The organism is Streptomyces sp. NPDC088812, from assembly GCF_044750285.1.
Lineage (GTDB): Bacteria > Actinomycetota > Actinomycetes > Streptomycetales > Streptomycetaceae > Streptomyces.
On record NZ_JBIVJP010000005.1, the window covers coordinates 192474 to 210396 of the forward strand.

Genomic DNA, 17923 nt, shown 5'->3' on the forward strand with positions numbered 1-17923 from the left:
CGATGATCCGGTCGGACTAAGCTCGCCCGCGGCGCACCGAGTTGGGGTGAATTCGTGCGCCTGTTCCCCATTATTCCGAAGATGCTGACATGTCCCTACAGAGGGTGCCCATATGGTGAGTGTTCAGTCCCCACCCGGTCGCCGTGAACCGGCCCCCGCCCGTGTGCTGGTACCGCCGGCGATACTGATGGCCGCGGCGACCGGAGCGGCCGCCGCCCTCGTGGCACCGTCGGCCCGGCTCGCCGTCGGCGTCTGCGGAGCCGTGGCGACCCTCCTGGTGATCGCGAGCGGGGCCCAGTCGGTCCGCCGCGGCCGGCATCTGCGGGAGCTGCGCGCGGAGAAGGACCTGCGCGTCGCCCACCTGGAGCGGCGGACCACCGCCCACGACGAGCAGAACGTCCGCATCGCCCAGTACTTCGTGCCGCAGGCGGTGGAGTGGCTGCGCAAGGGCAGTTCCCCCAGAGAGGTGATGCTGCACTTCGCCGAGGTCGACCCAGCCTTCAACGAACTCGGCGACGGCCAGCGCCAGGTCATCAAGAAGATCCTCGACATCGTCGACCACGAGGAAGCCCTGCGCGACTCCGCCCAGCGCTCCTTCGTCAGCGTCGCCCGGCGCGTCCAGGCCATCGTCCACCAACAGGCCGCGGAACTCCGGGAGATGGAGGAGGACCACGGCCGCAACCCCGAGGTCTTCGACGACCTCCTGCGCATCGACCACGGCAACGCGCTGATCGGCCGCCTCGCCGACTCCGTCGGTGTGCTCGGCGGCGGCCGCCCCGGCCGCAACTGGCCCGGACCGGTACCCCTCTACAGCGTGCTGCGCGGCGCCATGTCCCGGATCCTGGAGTACCGGCGCATCCAGCTCGACTCCATCGCCAAGGTCAACATCCGCGGTCTCTCCGTCGAACCGCTCATCCACGCGGCCGCCGAACTCCTCGACAACGCCACCCGCTACTCGCCCCCGCAGAGCAAGGTGCACGTCAACGCCGTCGAGGTGCAGACCGGCATCGCGATCGAGATCGAGGACGCCGGCGTCAGCCTCAGCGAGGAGGCGCGCGCCAAGGCCGAACGCATGCTGGAACTGGCCAAGGCCGGCGTCGACATCCAGGACGTCGGCGGCACCCCGCGCCTGGGCCTGGCCGTCGTCGGCCGCCTGTGCACGTCGTTCAACATGCAGGTGTCGCTGCGCACCTCCGCCTACGGCGGCGTCCGCGCCGTGCTGGTCGTGCCCAGCGAGATGCTCACCACCGACCCCGCCCCCGGGTTCGCCCACGGCATCGGCGCCACCTCCGTGCCGCAGATCGACCTGGGCAACATCGAGGGCCCCAAGCGGCCGCCCAAGAAGCGCCGCCCCACCAACCCGCGCATCCCGGCCGGAGTCTCCCTGGACGACGACGAGATCCCGGTCATCACCGAGTGGACCGACAAGGGCCTGCCCCAGCGCCGCAGCAAGGCCACGGTCCCCATCAGCGAGATCTACCGCGAGGCGTACGCGGCCAAGGACGCGGCCGAGGCCGCCGCGCGCGAAGGCAGGCCCGACCCCTTCGCCCAGGCCCGGCCGCAGCCCGCGGCCAAGAAGGACGGGGCCGAACCCGGCGTGCACTTCGAGGCCTTCTGGGAGGGCCTGAAGAAGGACATCCCGTCGGACGTCCACCCCACCGACTTCACCCGCAATCCCACCGCATATCTGCACCTGATCGACGACCAGGCCACGACCGGGGCCGACGACGAGGGGGACCTCACGTGATCCAGCAGCGCGCCAACTTCGACTGGCTGCTCAAGGAGCTCTACGACGGAGTTCCGGGCATCGAGATGATCGTCGTGCTGTCGGCCGACGGACTGCGCATCGCCCGCTACGCCGGCGACCCCGACGCAGCCGACCGTGTCGCCGCCGCCTGCGCGGGCCTGCAGAGCCTGGCCGGTGCCGTCGCCCAGGAGATCCACTCCAGCGACGGCGAGATGCAGCTGGTCGTCATCGAACTGAACGGCGGCTACTTCTACCTGATGTCCGCCGGAGCCAACGCCTACCTCGCGGTCCTCGCCGACGTGCGCTGCGAGGCCGGCCGGATGAGCGGCATGATGCGCGACCTCGTGGTACGCATCGGCGCCCACCTGACCACCCCGCCCCGGTACAACGGGCAGAGCGTATGACGCCTCCGCAACGCCAGCGGCGGCACCCTCTGCCGGAACCTCCCGCGCCGGTCCCGCAGGAAGGGGAGCGCAAGAACGTCGAGCGGCTGTACGTCATCTCGGGCGCGGACGGTGAACGCGCCCCCCTCGACCTGGTGACCTTGGTCGTGGCGCACGCCGAACCGCCCTCCTCCGCCACCCCCGAACAGACGGCGGTGCTGAGGATGTGCCAGGCCCCGCTGTCGGTGGCCGAGGTCTCGGCCTACCTCAGCCTGCCGTTCAGCGTGGTGACGGTGCTGCTCACCGAGATGCTGGCGGCCGACCTCGTACAGGCGCGCGCCCCGATCGCCCGGCAGCAGGTTGCCGACCGTTCCCTTCTCGAAGCGGTGATGCATGGACTTCAAAGGCTCTGACACGATCCCCGGACCACGGGCCGAGGATCACCTGCCGCACACCACCACGGCGGCAGCCAAGATCGTCATCGTGGGCGGCTTCGGCGTCGGCAAGACGACCATGGTCGGCTCCGTCAGCGAGATCAGACCGCTGACCACCGAGGAGACCATGACGCAGGCCGGCATCGGCGTCGACGACAACCACGGCTCCGAGTCCAAGACCGCCACCACCGTGGCGATGGACTTCGGCCGCATCCGGATCACGGACCAGATCGTGCTCTACCTGTTCGGCACGCCCGGCCAGGAGCGGTTCTGGTTCCTGTGGCACGGACTGTTCGAGGGCGCGCTGGGCGCCGTCGTCCTGGTCGACACCCGCCGCCTCGAGGTCAGCTACGAGGTCATGGGGCGGCTGGAGGAGCGCGGCGTGCCGTTCGTGGTCGCCGTCAACACCTTCCCCGACGGGCCCCGTTACCCCGTCGACGACCTGCGGTCCGCGCTCGACCTGCCGCCCGAGGTCCCGATCATCGAGTGCGACGTACGCCGCCGGGCCTCCAGCCGTGACGTGCTGATGACCCTGATGCGCTTCCTGCACTCCCTGGCGCTCACCCGCAGCCTCACCTGACCCGCCCCCCACCCCGTTCGCCCACAGTTTCGGAGCGACCCCCTGTGACGCCTGAACACCCCCCGACGACCGGCCCGCACGACCTGGCCCTCGACCCGCCCCCCGGCTGCCCCGCGCACGGCAGCGGCCCCGGCGGACTGCACCGCCTCTACGGCCCCGGCGCCGAGGACCTGAACGACCTCTACGAGCGGCTCCGCGAGCAGCACGGCCCGGTGGCACCCGCGCTCCTCCACGACGACGTACCGATCTGGGTGGTCCTCGGCCACGCCGAGAACCTGCACATGGTGCGCGCACCCTCGCAGTTCACCCGCGACATCCGCGTCTGGAACCCGCTGCGGGAGGGCACGATCAAGCCCGACCACCCGCTGATGCCGCACATCACCTGGCAGCCGATCTGCTCCCACGCCGAGGGCGACGAGCACAAGCGGCTGCGCGGCGCCGTCACCGCGGCCATGGCCACCATCGACGACCGCAGCCTGCGCCGGTACATCTACCGATCCAGCCAGCGCCTGGTCAACCGCTTCTGCGAGGAGGGCCGCGCCGAACTGGTCGGCCAGTTCGCCGAACACCTCCCGATGGCCGTCATGTGCCACATCCTCGGCATGCCCGAGGAGTACGACGACCGGATGGTGCAGGCCGCCCGCGACGCGCTCAAGGGCACCGACACCGCGATCGCCAGCCACTCCCACGTCATGGAGGCGGTGAGCCGTCTCGCCACCCGCCGCCGCGCCCAGCCCGACGAGGACTTCGCCAGCCACCTCATCGCCGACCCGGCGGGACTCACCGACGACGAGGTGCGCGAACACCTGCGCCTGGTGCTCTTCGCCGCCTACGAGGCCTCCGTCAACCTGCTCTCCAACGCGCTGCGCATGGTCCTCACCGACCCGCGGTTCGTCGCCCAGCTCAACGGCGGGCAGATGACGGTGCCGGAGGCGGTCGAGCAGTCCCTGTGGGACGAGCCGCCGTTCAGCGCGATCCTCGGCTACTTCGCCAAGCAGGACACCGAGCTGGGCGGCCAGCGCATCCGCAAGGGCGACGGTCTCCTCTTCGCGCCCGCACCGGCCAACGTCGACCCGCGGGTGCGTCCCGACCTCGCCGCCAACATGCAGGGCAACCGGTCCCACCTCGCCTTCGGCGGCGGCCCGCACGAGTGCCCCGGCCAGGACATCGGCCGCGCCATCGCCGACGTCGGCGTCGACGCCCTGCTCATGCGGCTGCCGGACATCCGGCTCGACTGCGACGAGGAGGACCTGCGCTGGACGACGTCGATCGCCTCACGGCACCTGACGGAGCTGCCGGTCCGGTTCGAGCCGAAGTCCCAGCAGGACATCGTCGCCAAGCCGAGCCACGGCCTGGTGCCGCAGCCGCGCCCCCACCTGCCGCCGATCACCCTCGAACCCCGGCCGGCGCCGGGCGACCCCGCGCCCGCTGGTCCCGGGGCGGCCGTTCCCGCAACGCCGGCCCCGCGACCGGTGCTTCACGGGACGGCCGCTCCCGCCCCGGCCGCCTTCGGCTCCGCCGCCGCAGCGCCGCGCGCCGCCCAGCCCCTGCCGGGAACCGCACCCCGCCCTGGGGCCGCCCCGGCCTCGGCGCCCGCCGCCGCGCCCGCACCGGAACCGGCCCGCGGGCCGAACGCCTGGCGGCGCTTCCTGGCCTGGTGGCGCGGCTACTGACCGCCGTCCCAGTCGTCGTACGACGACCAGGCGCCCAGTGTCCGCCCGCTCCGCAGCCGGTGGGCCGTCCCCGTGACCGGATCGGTGAACTCCAGCTTGCGTGCCAGCAGTTGCAGCGGGCGCCGGAAGTCGCCGGCCGGGGAGGGGGCGGCCACCTCGGGGTAGAGGGGATCGCCGAGGATCGGGACGCCCAGCGCGGTCATGTGCACCCGCAGCTGATGGGTCTGCCCGGTCCGCGGTGTCAGCCGGTAGCGGGCCAGGCCGTCCGGCCGGTGCTCGACCAGCTCGACGCGGCTGACCGCGTTCGGCTCGCCCGGCACCTCACGGGCGGTCAGCGTGCCGCGCTCCTTCACGATCCGGCTGCGTACGGTCACCGGCAGGGCCAGCGCGGGATCGTACGGGGCGACGGCCTCGTACACCTTGCGCACCCGCCGGTCGCGGAAGAGGGTCTGGTAGGCGCCGCGCTCCTCGGGGCGCACGGTGAACAGCACCAGTCCGGCGGTGAGGCGGTCGAGACGGTGGGCGGCGCCGAGCGCCGGCAGGTCCAGTTCGCGCCGCAGCCGTGCCAGCGCGGTCTCGGTGACATGGCCGCCGCGCGGGGTGGTGGCGAGGAAGTGTGGCTTGTCGGCGACGACGACGTGATCGTCGCGGTACACGACCTCCAGCGGGAACGGCACCGGCTCCTCGGCGGGCAGCTCCCGGTGGAACCACACGAACAGGCCGGGCACGTAGGCCGCGTCCGGCGCCACCGCCCGTCCGTCGGCCCCGACGATCCGCCCCGCCGCGAACATCTCCTCGACGAGCCCGGCCCGCGCCGCGCCGAACCGCTCCCGCAGATGTTCCCGCACGGTCGCCCACCGCCCCGTCCCCGGCAGCCGCACCCGGACCGCGTCGACCCCGTCGCGCTGGGGGAGAGGAGAGGGCGGGGGAGGGGTACGGCGTCTCATCGTGACCAAGCGTACGGCGAACGAGGCCACGGGCCGGCCGGCGGGAAGACGCCGGCAGAGCGGGCGGCCGGTACGTCGGCCGGGGTCGGGGGACACTGTGGTGGCCGGGCTGGCGGGGGTGGCCCGTAGGGCGGGGGCGGCCGGTACGACGGCGGTGGCCGGTAGGTACGGCAGCGGTGGCCGCTGGATACGGCAGCGGCGGCCGGTACGACGGCGGTGGCCGGTGGGTACGGCAGCGGTGGCCGGGCCGGCGGGGGTGGCCCGTAGGGCGGGGGCGGCTGGTACGACGGCGGTGGCCGGTAGGTACGGCAGCGGTGGCCGCTGGATACGGCAGCGGCGGCCGGTACGACGGCGGTGGCCGGTGGGTACGGCAGCGGTGGCCGGGCCGGCGGGGGCAGCCGGTACGACGGCGGTGGCCGGTGGGTACGGCAGCGGTGGCCGGTGTGACGGTGGCGGCCGGGCTGATCGGGGTGGCCCGTACGGCGGCGGCTGCGGCGGTGATGGCCGGTAGGTCCGGCGGCGGCCGGACGGCCGGCACGCGAGGTGTCGCACGTGCGGGGCCGTCGGTGACGGCGCGGCCCGCCCTCCGTGTGCGGGCCGCTCGCGGGGGTTCAGGCCGCCGGCGCCGAGCCTTCCTGCTCCTGCTCCACGTTGGCGTTCCACTCGCGCTTGGAGGCCTGCCAGCCGTCCTCGTTGTGGCCGAGCCGCCAGTAGCCGGAGACCGACAGGTCCTCGCGCGGGACCTGGTGCTCGACGCGGAGCAGCCGGCGCAGCTCCTTCACCGCCGCGGCCTCGCCGTGCACGAAGGCGTGCAGGCGGCCCTCGGGGAAGGTGAGCGCCCGGACGGCCTCGACGAGCTTCTCGCCGACGGGCCGGTCGCCGCGGTGCAGCCAGACGACCTCCACGTCGGAGTCGATCTTCTGCTCCTCCTCGGGGCCGGACACCTCGACGAACGCGTGGGCCACGGCGCCGGCGGGCAGGGCCTCCAGCGCCGCCGCGATGGCGGGCAGGGCGCTCTCGTCACCGGCGAGCAGGTGCCAGTCGGCGGCCGGGTCGGGGGTGTAGGCGCCGCCGGGTCCCATGAAGCGGACGGTCTCGCCCGGCTGGACGCGCGCCGCCCAGGGCCCGGCCAGGCCCTCGTCGCCGTGGATGACGAAGTCCAGGGTGAGCTGGCGGTGCTCGGCGTCCCAGTGGCGCACGGTGTACGTCCGGGTCACCGGCCACTGCTCGCGGGGGAACTCGGCCCGGATGCGTTCCATGTCGAAGGGTTCCGGGTAGGTCACGCCCTCGGGGGCGAACAGCAGTTTGACGTAGTGGTCGGTGCAGGTGCCGGCGGTGAACTCGGACAGCCCCTCGCCGCCGAGGACCACACGCTGCATGTGCGGGGTGAGCCGTTCGGTGCGGACGACCTGCGCGGAATGGGGCTTCCGCGGCTTCCGTGCCGGACGTTCTGCCATGACGGCCTCCCAGTGCGTTTGGTTAGGTTTACCTAAGTTAGCATCCCCCCCCCCGGTGATGCTCACGGTGATGTTCGTCGCCCCTCCGACCGAGAGTGACTTTCGGCCACAGGAATATCCATCCGTCCCCGCGAGAACAATGGTTACGCGGCGAGTGGCAAGGGTTACGCGGCGAGCGTGGTCAGCAGCCGCTGCAACGATCCGCCGAGTCCCCAGCGCTGCGCCAGCCCCTCCAGTGTCGCCGGTTCCCGCGGTGCGCGGGGCAGCGCGGGGTCCACCTCCGGCAGCGGCACGTCGCCGGCGACCCGGACCACCTTCGGCGCGACGGTGACGTACGGCCGCGCCTCGGTGAGCCGCCGGCGCTGCGCCGGTGTGAGCTTCGCCGCGGGGTCGTCGACCGCCGCCATGATTCCGGCCAGGTCGCCGAACTCGGCCAGCAGCTTGGCCGCGGTCTTCTCCCCGACGCCGGCGACGCCCGGCAGTCCGTCGCTGGGATCGCCGCGCAGCAGCGCCAGATCCGCGTACCCGCGGCCGTCGACGCCGTACTTCTCGCGCAGCCAGGCCTCGTCCGTCACCTGGAGCGTCCCGACGCCCTTGAGCGGGTACAGCACCCGCACCCCGCGCGCGTCGTCCACCAGCTGGTACAGGTCGCGGTCGCCGGTGACGATGTCCACCGGTCCCTTCGCCCGCGCGGTGAACGTGCCGATGACGTCGTCCGCCTCGTACCCCGCGACGCCCACCCGGGCGATGCCGAGGGCGTCCAGCACGTCCTCGATGACCGGCACCTGGGGTGAGAGCGTGTCCGGGACCACTTCCTCGTCGGGGCCCGCCGTGCGCTCCTCCGCGACCCGGTGCGCCTTGTAGGAGGGGATCAGGTCGACCCGCCACCGCGGCCGCCAGTCGGCGTCCATGCACGCGACCAGTTCGTCGGGCCGGTGGTCCTTGACCAGGCGGTCGACGAAGTCGAGCAGACCGCGCACGGCGTTCACCGGTGTGCCGTCCGGTGCCTTCACGGAGTCCGGGACGCCGAAGTAGGCGCGGAAGTAGAGCGAGGCGGTGTCGAGGAGCATCAGTCGTCCGGTCACGTTACGCATCATGCCGCACCGGCGTCCCCGCACGGCGCGCACCGGTACCCCCGCACGGCGTCCGCGTTCACCCCCTGTGGGGCTTGTGAGAGCCGTGTGAACTGGCCCACTCATGTGTTTGCCCCGGTTCGGTCCGGGCAGGCGCCGCCTCGGAGCGGTGCCGGTTGCGCTTTCAACAGTTAGCGGTCCTCACGAGGTTCTCGTGCGGTCCCGGCCGTGTGGCACAGGGCCTCAGGGCCCGGTGTCCCTCCGTCCCTGTCCCCGATCAGAGAAGGTACGTGTGTCCTCCAGGCTTGAGGCCGAACATCTCTACAAGGTGTTCGGCAGACGACAGGACGAGGCAGTCGAACGGCTCCGTGGCGGAGCCGACCGGGAGGAGCTGCGCGCCGACGGCACCACCGCCGCCGTCATCGACGCCTCCTTCACCGTGGACCCCGGCCAGATCTTCGTCGTCATGGGCCTGTCCGGCTCCGGCAAGTCCACGCTGCTGCGCATGCTCAACGGACTGCTGGAGCCCACCGCCGGGCGCGTCCTCTTCGACGGCCAGGACCTGACCGCGCTCAGCGACCGGGACCTGCGCGAGGTCCGTGCGAAGAAGATCAGCATGGTCTTCCAGCACTTCGCCCTCTTCCCGCACCGCAGCGTCCTCGACAACGCCGCCTACGGCCTCGCCGTCCAGGGCGTGCCGCGGGCCGAGCGCGAACGGCGGGCCGCCGAGGCGCTGCGGCTGTGCGGCCTGGCCGGCTGGGAGAAGTCCTGGCCGGACGAGCTCTCCGGCGGCATGCAGCAGCGCGTGGGCCTCGCCCGCGCCCTGGCCACCGACGCCGACCTGCTGCTGATGGACGAGTCCTTCAGCGCGCTGGACCCGCTGATCCGCCGCGACATGCAGGACCAGCTCCTCACGCTCCAGAAGACGCTGAAGAAGACGATCGTGTTCATCACCCACGACCTCAACGAGGCCATGCGCCTGGGCGACCGCATCGCCGTGATGCGCGACGGCCGCGTCGTGCAGAACGGCACCGCCGAGGACATCCTCGTGCGCCCGGCCGACGACTACGTCGCCTCCTTCATCCAGGACGTCGACCGCTCCCGCGTGCTGACCGCCTCCGCGGTCATGGACACCGGCGTCCGCGGCGACGAGGCCGACTGCGACTGCGCGACCGCCACCCCCGACACGCCGTTCACCGTCCTGTGCGCGCTCAGCGCCCGGGTGCCGCACCCGGTCGCCGTGCTCGAGTCCGGCCGCGGCCTCGTCGGCGTCGTCCCGCGCCGCCGTCTGGTCGGCTTCCTCGGCGACGAACGGGAGGCGGAGGGCCGCTGCGACAGTGCGCGCCCCCACGGGAAGGAGGCGGCCCATGCCTAGGCTGCACCTCGGTGACTGGGTCGACTCCGGCGTCGACTGGCTCGTCGCCCACATGTCCTGGCTCTTCGACGCCCTCAAAGCGGTCGTCGAAGGCATGTACGACGGTCTCGACGGCCTCCTGACCGCCCCCGAGCCCCTGCTGCTCGCCGGCATCCTCGCGGTGCTCGCCTGGTGGCTGCGCGGCCTGGTCGCGGGTGTCCTCGGCTTCGCCGGGTTCGCCCTCATCGTCTCCCTCGATCTGTGGGAGGAGGCCATGTCGACGCTGTCCCTGGTGCTCGTGGCCACGGTGATCGCCCTGGTGATCTCCGTGCCGCTGGGCATCTGGGCCGCCCGCTCCAAGGCCGTCAGCGCGGCCGTGCGGCCGGTCCTGGACCTGCTCCAGACGATGCCGTCGATGGTCCTGCTGATCCCGGCGATCCTGTTCTTCGGCATGGGTGTGCCGGCCGGTGTCGTCGCCACCCTGATCTTCGCCCTCGCACCCGGCGTGCGCATGACCGAACTCGGTATCCGCCAGGTCGACGCCGAGCTCGTCGAGGCCGCCGAGGCCTTCGGCACGACGCCGCGCGACACGCTGCTGCGGGTCCAGCTGCCCCTCGCCCTGCCGACGATCATGGCGGGCGTCAACCAGGTGATCATGCTCGGCCTGTCGATGGTCGTCATCGCCGGCATGGTCGGCACCGGCGGTCTCGGCGGTGCCGTCAACGAGGCCATCGGCCAGCTCGACATCGGCCTCGGCTTCGAGGCGGGCCTCGGCATCGTCGTCCTCGCGATCTACCTGGACCGGATGACCGGCGCCCTGGGCACCCGCATCTCCCCGCTCGGCCGCCGGGCCGCCGCGAAGGCCCGCACCACGGTCTGGTCGTACCGCCCGCGCGCCTCCGTCGCCACGGTCGGCGTGGTCGTCCTCGCCCTGGTCGCCGGCGGCATGGGCGTCTTCGGCTCCGGCTCCGGCAACGCCGAGGCCTCGGCCGCGAACGTCGGCCGGGGCAAGGAGATCACCATCGGCTACATCCCCTGGGACGAGGGCATCGCCTCCACCTTCCTCTGGAAGGAACTGCTGGAGCAGCGCGGCTTCGAGGTGAAGACCACCCAGTACGCCGCCGGCCCCCTCTACACGGGCCTGGCCACCGGACAGATCGACTTCCAGACCGACTCCTGGCTGCCCACCACCCACGCCGAGTACTGGAAGAAGTACGGCAAGCAGCTCGACGACCTCGGGCAGTGGTACGGCCCCACCTCCCTCGAACTGACCGTCCCGTCGTACATGAAGGACGTGAACTCGCTGGCGGACCTCAAGAGCAAGGCCTCCCGCTTCGACGGGAAGATCACCGGCATCGAGCCCAGCGCCGGGATGATGGGCCTGCTCAAGGACAAGGTCCTCAAGCAGTACGGCCTCGACGGCACCTACGAGGTCGTCGACGGCTCCACCCCGGCCATGCTCGCCGAGCTCAAGCGCGCGTACGCCAAGAAGGAGCCGATCCTCGTCACCCTGTGGTCCCCGCACTGGGCGTACAGCGAGTACGACCTGAAGAAGCTGAAGGACCCCGAGGGCGCCTGGGGCGCGGGCGACGGCGTGCACACCCTGGCCCGCAAGGGTTTCGCCGGGGACAACCCCGAGGTCGGCGAGTGGCTCGAGAACTTCTCGATGACCGAGCAGCAGCTCACCGCGCTGGAGGCGCAGATCCAGAAGTCCGGCAAGGGCAAGGAGCAGGACGCCGTCCGCACCTGGCTGAAGGACAACCCCGGTCTGCTGGACCAGTGGGCGCCGGTGACCGGCACCGGGGCCGAGAGCAGGGCGGCCGGGTGACCTGACAGCCCCGTGACCGCCCGGCGAGGGGCGGGCCCGCCGTACCCGTCCGACGCGTACGGAGGGGCCCGCCCCTCGCGCCGTTCCGCACGGCAACGATCCGGCCAACCACGCAGAGCCACGCCCATGCCCGGACTCGGCCATGTGCCGACCGGGCGTGCCGGTCGCTCCACCAGCGGCGATCGTGGACCGCGACGACGCGGGAACACCACGGCCCGTCCGGGCATTGAAGAGGAGAACGCGCGCGACGTCCCCGCCCGGGGTCTCCCGGAGATGATCGACTGGCGCGATCCGTGAGGTCGCCCGTGACGCCGTATGTCCTCGATGTGACGGGCACATGAAACGGTTTGCCGAACATGCGTAGGGTGCAGAGAACTCATCAGAGGACGGGCGCCCGAAGCGGGGCACTCGGTGAGTCGGAGCGACGAGCGAAGGAGGGAGCCGGAGCGATGGGCGACCACAAAGAACAGCCCCTTCGGGTGGGCGCGGCCGTCCGGCGGCGGCGCCGGTCCCTGGAGCTCACGCTCGCCGTCGTGGCCGAGCGCAGCGGCCTGTCCGTGCCCTTCCTGAGCCAGATCGAGAACGACCGGGCCCGGCCCAGCACCAGCTCCCTGGAGAAGGTGGCCGACGCGCTGCGCACCACGGCCGTCGAACTCCTCGCCGCCGCCGACCCGGCGTGCAGCGTCGACGTCGTCCGCGCCGAGCTCGCCGAGCCCGGCCCCGGCCCCCGTTCCCGCTCCCTGGTCCGCGGCCACCACCAGATGCACGCCTCGGAGTTCACCGGCGACCACGAGGCGGGCCGCGAGTTCCAGTACCGCAACGACCAGTTGATGTACGTCGCCGACGGCGCCGTGGAGATCGAGGCGGAGGGCCGCGCCTACCGCCTCGGCCGCGGTGACACGCTGTACCTGACCGGCGGGGTGCGCCACCGCTGGCGGGCGACCGTACCGGACACCCGGGTGGTCGTCGTCGCGGTCGCCGAGCACATCGAGGCGGTCCGGGACCGCAGGCGGTAGCGACCGGCCCGTGCGCCGGCCCGTGCGCCGGTCAGCGGACGGCGCCGGACGTGGCCCGGTCCGCCGCGCGCCGAGGAGCCTCGGCCGCCGGCCGGGGCGCCGGCGGCACCGGCCGGGGCGCCGCGAGCAGCGTGCCGCCGACCACTCCCCGCAGGGTCAGCACGGCGACGACCGCCCAGGCGGCGACCAGGACGACGTACAGCCCCGTCGCGAGGGCCTCGAAGGCGACCAGGCCGGTGTGCCGGGCCAGGGCGGCGGCGCCGGTCACACAGGTGCCGACCGGGAAGGTGAACGCCCACCACGTCATCGTGAAGCGCATCCCGTGCCGGCGGGCCCGCACCACGTGGGCGGTGGCCAGACACAGCCACAACAGGGCGAAACCCATGACGGGCACGCCGTAGAGGACGGCGAGGACGGCGAAGCCGCGGCTGTCCGGCGCGGGCACCGCCCCCGGCGCGGCCTCCGCGAAGGCACCGGCCGCCGTCGTGGACTGCCCGAGCGGTCCGAGGACGAAGAAGAGCGTCGGGGTGAGCGCGAGGGGCAGCGGTCCGCCGGTGAGCAGCCGGCCGAAGACCACCGGCAGCATCACGAGCGTGGCGAGCAGGCTCAGACCGAACAGCGCGACACAGGCCAGCAGCAGGGTCTCCCGCGCCTGCCCGGCCGGCAGGTGCGGCACCAGCAGCGGCCCCGACGCCGCCGCCACCATCGGTGCCACCAGCGGCAGCAGCCACACCGGCGTGGCCTGCCCCGGCTCGACGCGGTGGCGTACGGCCATGAGGTACGGCACCGTCACGGCGCCGACCAGACCGATGGCCGTACCGGCGGTGAACAGGACGGTGTCGAGGGCGACGGCCGCTCCGGTGCCGATCCAGTCCCGGCCGACGGTGAGCGCGCCGCCCCCGACGGAGACCAGGGCCATGGCGAGGCAGCCGTAGAAGGGAGCCGCCGCCGGGTCGAGGAGGTGGGCGTGGGCCTGGTCGCGGTGGTGGCGCCAGTGCAGGGCGCGCGCGACGAGCAGGGTCAGCAGCAGGGCGAACGAGAGGGCCCACAGGGCGGCGCAGGCCTGCCTCGGCGCCGGCCGGGGCAGCGCGGCGCCGGCCGTGGCCACGACGGCGGTGCCCATGACGGTGGCGTACCAGTTCGGGCCGAGGTGGCGGACGGCGGTGATCATGGTCCCACCATGACGCCCTCAGGCGCCCGCGACCAGGGAGGATGTGTCTATGGGGGCATAAACTGGGCTTATGGCCAGTGGGCAGACGGAGACAGGGACGTTCGCGGAGGAGGGGGCGCGTCCGCCGGGACCGGCGGGCTCGATCGCGCACCGGGTTCCGGACCTCGGGGCGCTGGAGCTGCTGCTTGCGGTGGCCCGGCTGGGCAGCCTGGGCGCGGCCGCGCGGGAACTGGGCATCACCCAGCCGGCCGCCAGCAGCCGGATCCGCTCCATGGAACGGCAGCTCGGGGTGGCCCTGGTGGACCGTTCGCCGCGGGGTTCCCGGCTCACCGACGCCGGAGCGCTGGTCACGGACTGGGCGCGCCGGGTCGTCGAGGCCGCGCAGGCCTTCGACGCGGGCGCGCAGGCGCTGCGGGACCGGCGGGACTCGCGGCTGCGGGTCGCGGCCAGCATGACCATCGCCGAGTACCTGCTCCCCGGGTGGCTGCTCGCCCTGCGCGCGGAGCGGCCGGACACCGCGGTGTCGCTGCTCGCGGGCAACTCCACGGCGGTGGCGGAGCGGCTGCTGGCGGGGGAAGCGGACCTGGGCTTCGTGGAGGGGCTGACCGTGCCGTCCGGGCTCGACTCGGCGGTCATCGCCCACGACCGCCTGATCGTCGTCGCCGCGCCCGCCCATCCGTGGGTCCGGCGGCGGCGCCCGCTGGCCGCGCGGGAGCTGGCGTCGACCCCGCTGATCCTGCGGGAGAAGGGGTCGGGCACCCGGCAGGTGCTGGACGCGGCCCTGGGCGGTCTGGCCCGCCCGCTGATCGAGCTGTCCTCGACGACGGCGGTCAAGGCGGCGGCGGTCGGCGGGGCGGGGCCGGCGGTGCTGAGCGAGCTGGCGGTGGGGGAGGAACTGGCGATGCGGCGGCTGGTCAGGGTGCCGGTCGAGGGGGTGCTGCTGGCGCGTGAGCTGCGCGCGGTGTGGCCGACGGGGCATCGGCCCACGGGGCCGGCGCGGGAGTTGTTGTCGTTGACGCGGGGGTGAGGGGCCGGGGGCGGTGGGGTTTTCTTCGCCCCCGCCGCCCCTTCCCGTCCCGGGGCTGTCGCCCCCGGACCCCCGCTGTCGGCCCTGGACGGGCCTCGTCCTCAAACTCCCCCAGAGGGGGCACCCCCAGACGGGCTGTCAGTGCCCGGTCCCCCACGGGCGGCCGCCACCAGCCCCCGCATCACCCGCACGTCCTCGTCCATCTCCGGATGCCACTGCACCCCCAGCGCCCACCCGCCGGCGTCGGACGTCAGTTCCACGGCCTCCACCGTGCCGTCCGCCGCGTGCGCCGACGGGACCAGGCCCGTGCCGAGGCGGTCCACCGCCTGGTGGTGGAAGGTGGGCACGGAGGTCTCCTCCGGGACGAGACCGGCGTACAGAGTGCCCGGTACCGGCTTCACCGGGTGCCGGCCGAAGACGCCGACGAACTCCGCGTGCCCGTCCAGGTGCTGCACCAGCGTGCCGCCGACGGCGACGTTCAGCAGTTGCATGCCCCGGCAGATGCCCAGCAGGGGGACGCCCGCGGCCAGTGCCGCGCCGATCAGGGCGAGCTCCCAGGCGTCCCGCTCCCGCGCCGGCGGGCCGGTACGGGGGTCGCGTTCGGCGCCGTAGCGCAGCGGCTCGACGTCCGGGCCGCCCGCGATCACCAGACCGTCCAGCCGCGCCACGGTCGCCGCCGCGTGCTCGGGCGCGTCCGGCGGGAGCATCGCGGCCAGCCCGCCCGCCCGCTGCACGAGCCGCGGATACCCGGCCGGCAGCAGCGCCGCGTCCAGCTCCCAGACGCCCCAGCGCGCCCCGGCCTCCAGATACGTGCTGACACCGATCAGCGGCCTGCCCGTCACCCTCGCCATGCCTCGCTCCCCACCCCTCGTTCGGATCGGCACAGATCGAATGGATGTGGATCGAACCATTGGAGCATGCCCGGTGTGTCCGGCCGTCACGCCAGGAAGCCGTCACGCCAGGAAGCCGTCACGCCAGGAAGCCCCTGAGCAAGGCGGCCGTTCCGGCGCAGTGCTCCCGCATGATCTCCCGCGCCCCGGCCGCGTCGCCGTCCAGCACGGCCTCCACCAGGGCCGCGTGCTGGCGCTGCGAGTGCTCCAGGTTGCGCACGAGCAGCGGGATGCAGTCCAGCAGGTCGTTCACCGTCGCCCGGACCGCCGCGTACTGCGCGGTCAGCGACGGCGAGCCGCACAGCTCGGCCAGGGTGAGGTGGAGCAGGGTGTCCCGGCGGCGGTAGTCGGCGAGCGGCGCGTCCCGGGTGCGGGCGAGCGCCCGGCGCAGCCGGCCCCGCTGCTCCTCGGTGAGGCCGTGCTCCGCGCACAGCCCGGCGGCCCCCACCTCGAGCACCTCCCGGAAGCGCAGCACGTCCTCGATGTCGGTCGCGGCGACCCGCCGCCGCAGCTCGTCCTGCCCGGCCGCGTCCGCGCGCGCCAGCACGAACGTTCCGCCGTACCGGCCGCGGCGGGACTCCACCAGTCCCTGCTCCTGGAGCACCTTGAGCACCTCGCGCAGCGTCACGCGGCTGATCCCCAGCCGCTCCGCCAGGTCCCGCTCGGCCGGCAGCCGCTCCCCGCCCGGCACCAGGCCCAGCCGGACGACCTGGAGGATCTGCTCCAGCGCCTCCTCGAAGCCGTTCCCCGCCCGCACCGGCCGCAGCACCGGCGTCAACCGGTCGTCCGCGCCGCCGTCAGCGTCCACCGGCATCTGGCCGCGCCCCCTTCCCAAGCAATGGTTCTCACCCATACCTTAGGCTCCCGGCCGCCCCGCGAACCCGCCAGATCCCCGCACACCGCAGCGCAGAGGAAGCCTGAGGAGGCCCTCCCGTGGCAGACCGCACACCCCCGCTCGCCGTCGAGGAACTGCACGCCCTCGTCGCGGGCGGTGAGATCGACACTGTCGTCCTGGCCTTCCCCGACATGCAAGGGCGTCTCCAGGGCAAGCGGTTCGCCGCCCGCTTCTTCCTCGACGAGGTCCTCCACCACGGCACCGAGGGCTGCGCCTACCTCCTCGCCGTCGACACCGAGATGAACACCGTCGACGGGTACGCGATGTCCTCGTGGGACAACGGCTACGGCGACTTCGCCCTCCACCCCGACCTCGCCACCCTGCGCCGCGTGCCCTGGAACGCCGGCACGGCGATGCTGATCGCCGACCTCGCCTGGCACGACGGCTCCCCGGTCGCCGCCGCCCCCCGCCAGATCCTCCGCCGCCAGCTCGACCGCCTCGCCGAGCTGGGCCTCACCGCCCAGGTCGGCACCGAGCTGGAGTTCATCGTCTTCAACGACACCTACGAGCAGGCGTGGGACTCCGGATACCGCGGGCTCACCCCGGCCAACCGGTACAACGTCGACTACTCCATCCTCGGCACCGGCCGCGTCGAGCCCCTCCTGCGCCGCCTGCGCAACGACATGGCCGGCGCCGGCCTCACCGTCGAGTCCGCCAAGGGCGAGTGCAACCCCGGCCAGCACGAGATCGCCTTCCGCTACGACGAGGCCCTGGTCACCTGCGACCAGCACGCCGTCTACAAGACCGGGGCCAAGGAGATCGCCGCCCAGGAGGGCGTCTCGCTGACCTTCATGGCCAAGTACAACGAGCGCGAGGGCAACTCCTGCCACATCCACCTCTCCCTCGCGGACGCCGACGGCACCAACGTCATGGCCGGCTCCGCCGACGACCCGCACGGCATGTCCGACACCATGCGCCACTTCCTCGCCGGACAACTGGCCGCCCTGCGCGACTTCTCCCTCCTCTACGCCCCCAACATCAACTCCTACAAGCGGTTCCAGCCGGGCTCCTTCGCGCCGACCGCCGTCGCCTGGGGCCACGACAACCGCACCTGCGCCCTGCGCGTGGTCGGCCGCGGCCGCTCCCTCCGCTTCGAGAACCGGCTGCCCGGCGGCGACGTCAACCCGCACCTCGCGGTGGCCGGCCTGGTGGCCGCCGGACTGCACGGCGTCGAGCGGAAGCTGGAGCTGCCCGACCCCTGCCCCGGCAACGCCTACACCGCCGGCCACGCCCACGTCCCCACCACCCTGCGCGAGGCCGCCGAACTCTGGGAGAACAGCCCGATCGCGCGGGCCGCCTTCGGCGACGAGGTCGTCGCCCACTACCGCACCATGGCCCGCGTCGAGCTGGAGGCCTTCGACGCCGCGGTCACCGACTGGGAACTGCGCCGCTCCTTCGAACGCCTGTGAAAGGTCACCCGTGTCCGATCCGCACGACAGCGACAGCGC

16 protein-coding genes are annotated in these 17923 nt (G+C 73.1%); 10 read left to right on the forward strand and 6 right to left on the reverse strand.

The window, feature by feature from the left end:
- The first annotated feature begins 163 nt into the window (after window positions 1-163).
- From ACIP67_RS11150 to ACIP67_RS11170, 5 genes are read left to right on the forward strand one after another with little or no spacing between them, the layout of a single operon-like run.
- Entirely contained in the window at window positions 164-1747 is a 1584-nt protein-coding gene (locus tag ACIP67_RS11150; RefSeq protein ID WP_401690662.1) for an ATP-binding protein, read from the forward strand.
- On the forward strand, window positions 1744-2151 hold the full coding sequence (locus ACIP67_RS11155) for a roadblock/LC7 domain-containing protein (RefSeq protein WP_389519815.1): 408 nt from the start codon (window positions 1744-1746) through the stop codon (window positions 2149-2151). Before ACIP67_RS11150 ends, ACIP67_RS11155 begins: the two co-directional genes overlap by 4 nt.
- Window positions 2148-2543: a DUF742 domain-containing protein gene (locus ACIP67_RS11160; protein WP_401690664.1), complete on the forward strand. Its 396-nt coding sequence runs from the start codon at window positions 2148-2150 to the stop codon at window positions 2541-2543. The genes ACIP67_RS11155 and ACIP67_RS11160 overlap by 4 nt, the downstream gene beginning before the upstream one ends.
- Window positions 2524-3144, forward strand: a complete 621-nt coding sequence (locus tag ACIP67_RS11165; protein WP_401690666.1) for a GTP-binding protein — start codon at window positions 2524-2526, stop codon at window positions 3142-3144. Before ACIP67_RS11160 ends, ACIP67_RS11165 begins: the two co-directional genes overlap by 20 nt.
- A gap of 44 nt (window positions 3145-3188) precedes the next feature.
- Complete coding sequence (locus ACIP67_RS11170; protein ID WP_401690668.1) at window positions 3189-4817, forward strand: cytochrome P450; 1629 nt, start codon at window positions 3189-3191, stop codon at window positions 4815-4817.
- Here the strand turns inward: ACIP67_RS11170 and ACIP67_RS11175 are convergent.
- From ACIP67_RS11175 to ACIP67_RS11185, 3 genes are all read right to left on the reverse strand, one after another.
- Entirely contained in the window at window positions 4811-5764 is a 954-nt protein-coding gene (locus ACIP67_RS11175; protein WP_401690669.1) for an RluA family pseudouridine synthase, read from the reverse strand. The two genes, ACIP67_RS11170 and ACIP67_RS11175, sit on opposite strands and share 7 nt — an antisense overlap.
- Before the next feature lie 611 nt (window positions 5765-6375).
- Window positions 6376-7221, reverse strand: coding sequence for a siderophore-interacting protein (locus tag ACIP67_RS11180; RefSeq protein WP_401690671.1), 846 nt, complete (start codon window positions 7219-7221; stop codon window positions 6376-6378).
- Window positions 7222-7385: 164 nt separating this feature from the next.
- Window positions 7386-8315 carry a 5'-3' exonuclease H3TH domain-containing protein gene (locus tag ACIP67_RS11185; RefSeq protein ID WP_401690986.1) on the reverse strand — a complete coding sequence of 310 codons (930 nt, stop codon included), beginning with the start codon at window positions 8313-8315 and terminating at the stop codon, window positions 7386-7388.
- Window positions 8316-8586: 271 nt separating this feature from the next.
- Between ACIP67_RS11185 and ACIP67_RS11190 the strand changes: the two genes are divergently transcribed.
- The 3 genes from ACIP67_RS11190 (at window position 8587) to ACIP67_RS11200 (ending at window position 12492) form a co-directional block, all read left to right on the forward strand.
- Entirely contained in the window at window positions 8587-9669 is a 1083-nt protein-coding gene (locus tag ACIP67_RS11190; RefSeq protein ID WP_401690673.1) for a glycine betaine/L-proline ABC transporter ATP-binding protein, read from the forward strand.
- Window positions 9662-11476 carry an ABC transporter permease/substrate binding protein gene (locus ACIP67_RS11195; RefSeq protein WP_401690674.1) on the forward strand — a complete coding sequence of 605 codons (1815 nt, stop codon included), beginning with the start codon at window positions 9662-9664 and terminating at the stop codon, window positions 11474-11476. Before ACIP67_RS11190 ends, ACIP67_RS11195 begins: the two co-directional genes overlap by 8 nt.
- 449 nt (window positions 11477-11925) lie before the next feature.
- Window positions 11926-12492: a helix-turn-helix domain-containing protein gene (locus ACIP67_RS11200; protein ID WP_385075044.1), complete on the forward strand. Its 567-nt coding sequence runs from the start codon at window positions 11926-11928 to the stop codon at window positions 12490-12492.
- 31 nt (window positions 12493-12523) lie between these two features.
- Here ACIP67_RS11200 and ACIP67_RS11205 read toward each other — a convergent pair whose 3' ends face one another.
- Window positions 12524-13663 carry a TDT family transporter gene (locus tag ACIP67_RS11205; protein ID WP_401690677.1) on the reverse strand — a complete coding sequence of 380 codons (1140 nt, stop codon included), beginning with the start codon at window positions 13661-13663 and terminating at the stop codon, window positions 12524-12526.
- Between the two features lie 70 nt (window positions 13664-13733).
- Here ACIP67_RS11205 and ACIP67_RS11210 point away from each other — a divergent pair, with 70 nt between their 5' ends.
- Window positions 13734-14690, forward strand: a complete 957-nt coding sequence (locus ACIP67_RS11210) for a LysR family transcriptional regulator (RefSeq protein WP_401690679.1) — start codon at window positions 13734-13736, stop codon at window positions 14688-14690.
- 101 nt (window positions 14691-14791) lie between these two features.
- On the opposite strand, the gene ACIP67_RS11215 is transcribed toward ACIP67_RS11210, so the two are convergent.
- The gene (locus tag ACIP67_RS11215) at window positions 14792-15532 is read right to left on the reverse strand and encodes a gamma-glutamyl-gamma-aminobutyrate hydrolase family protein (RefSeq protein ID WP_401690988.1); all 741 of its coding nucleotides are present in this window, start codon (window positions 15530-15532) and stop codon (window positions 14792-14794) included.
- Window positions 15533-15659: 127 nt separating this feature from the next.
- Window positions 15660-16394, reverse strand: a complete 735-nt coding sequence (locus ACIP67_RS11220) for a FadR/GntR family transcriptional regulator (protein WP_401690680.1) — start codon at window positions 16392-16394, stop codon at window positions 15660-15662.
- 119 nt (window positions 16395-16513) lie between these two features.
- On the opposite strand from ACIP67_RS11220, the gene ACIP67_RS11225 reads away from it, so the two are divergent.
- Complete coding sequence (locus ACIP67_RS11225; protein ID WP_401690682.1) at window positions 16514-17884, forward strand: glutamine synthetase family protein; 1371 nt, start codon at window positions 16514-16516, stop codon at window positions 17882-17884.
- Window positions 17885-17923 lie beyond the last annotated feature (39 nt).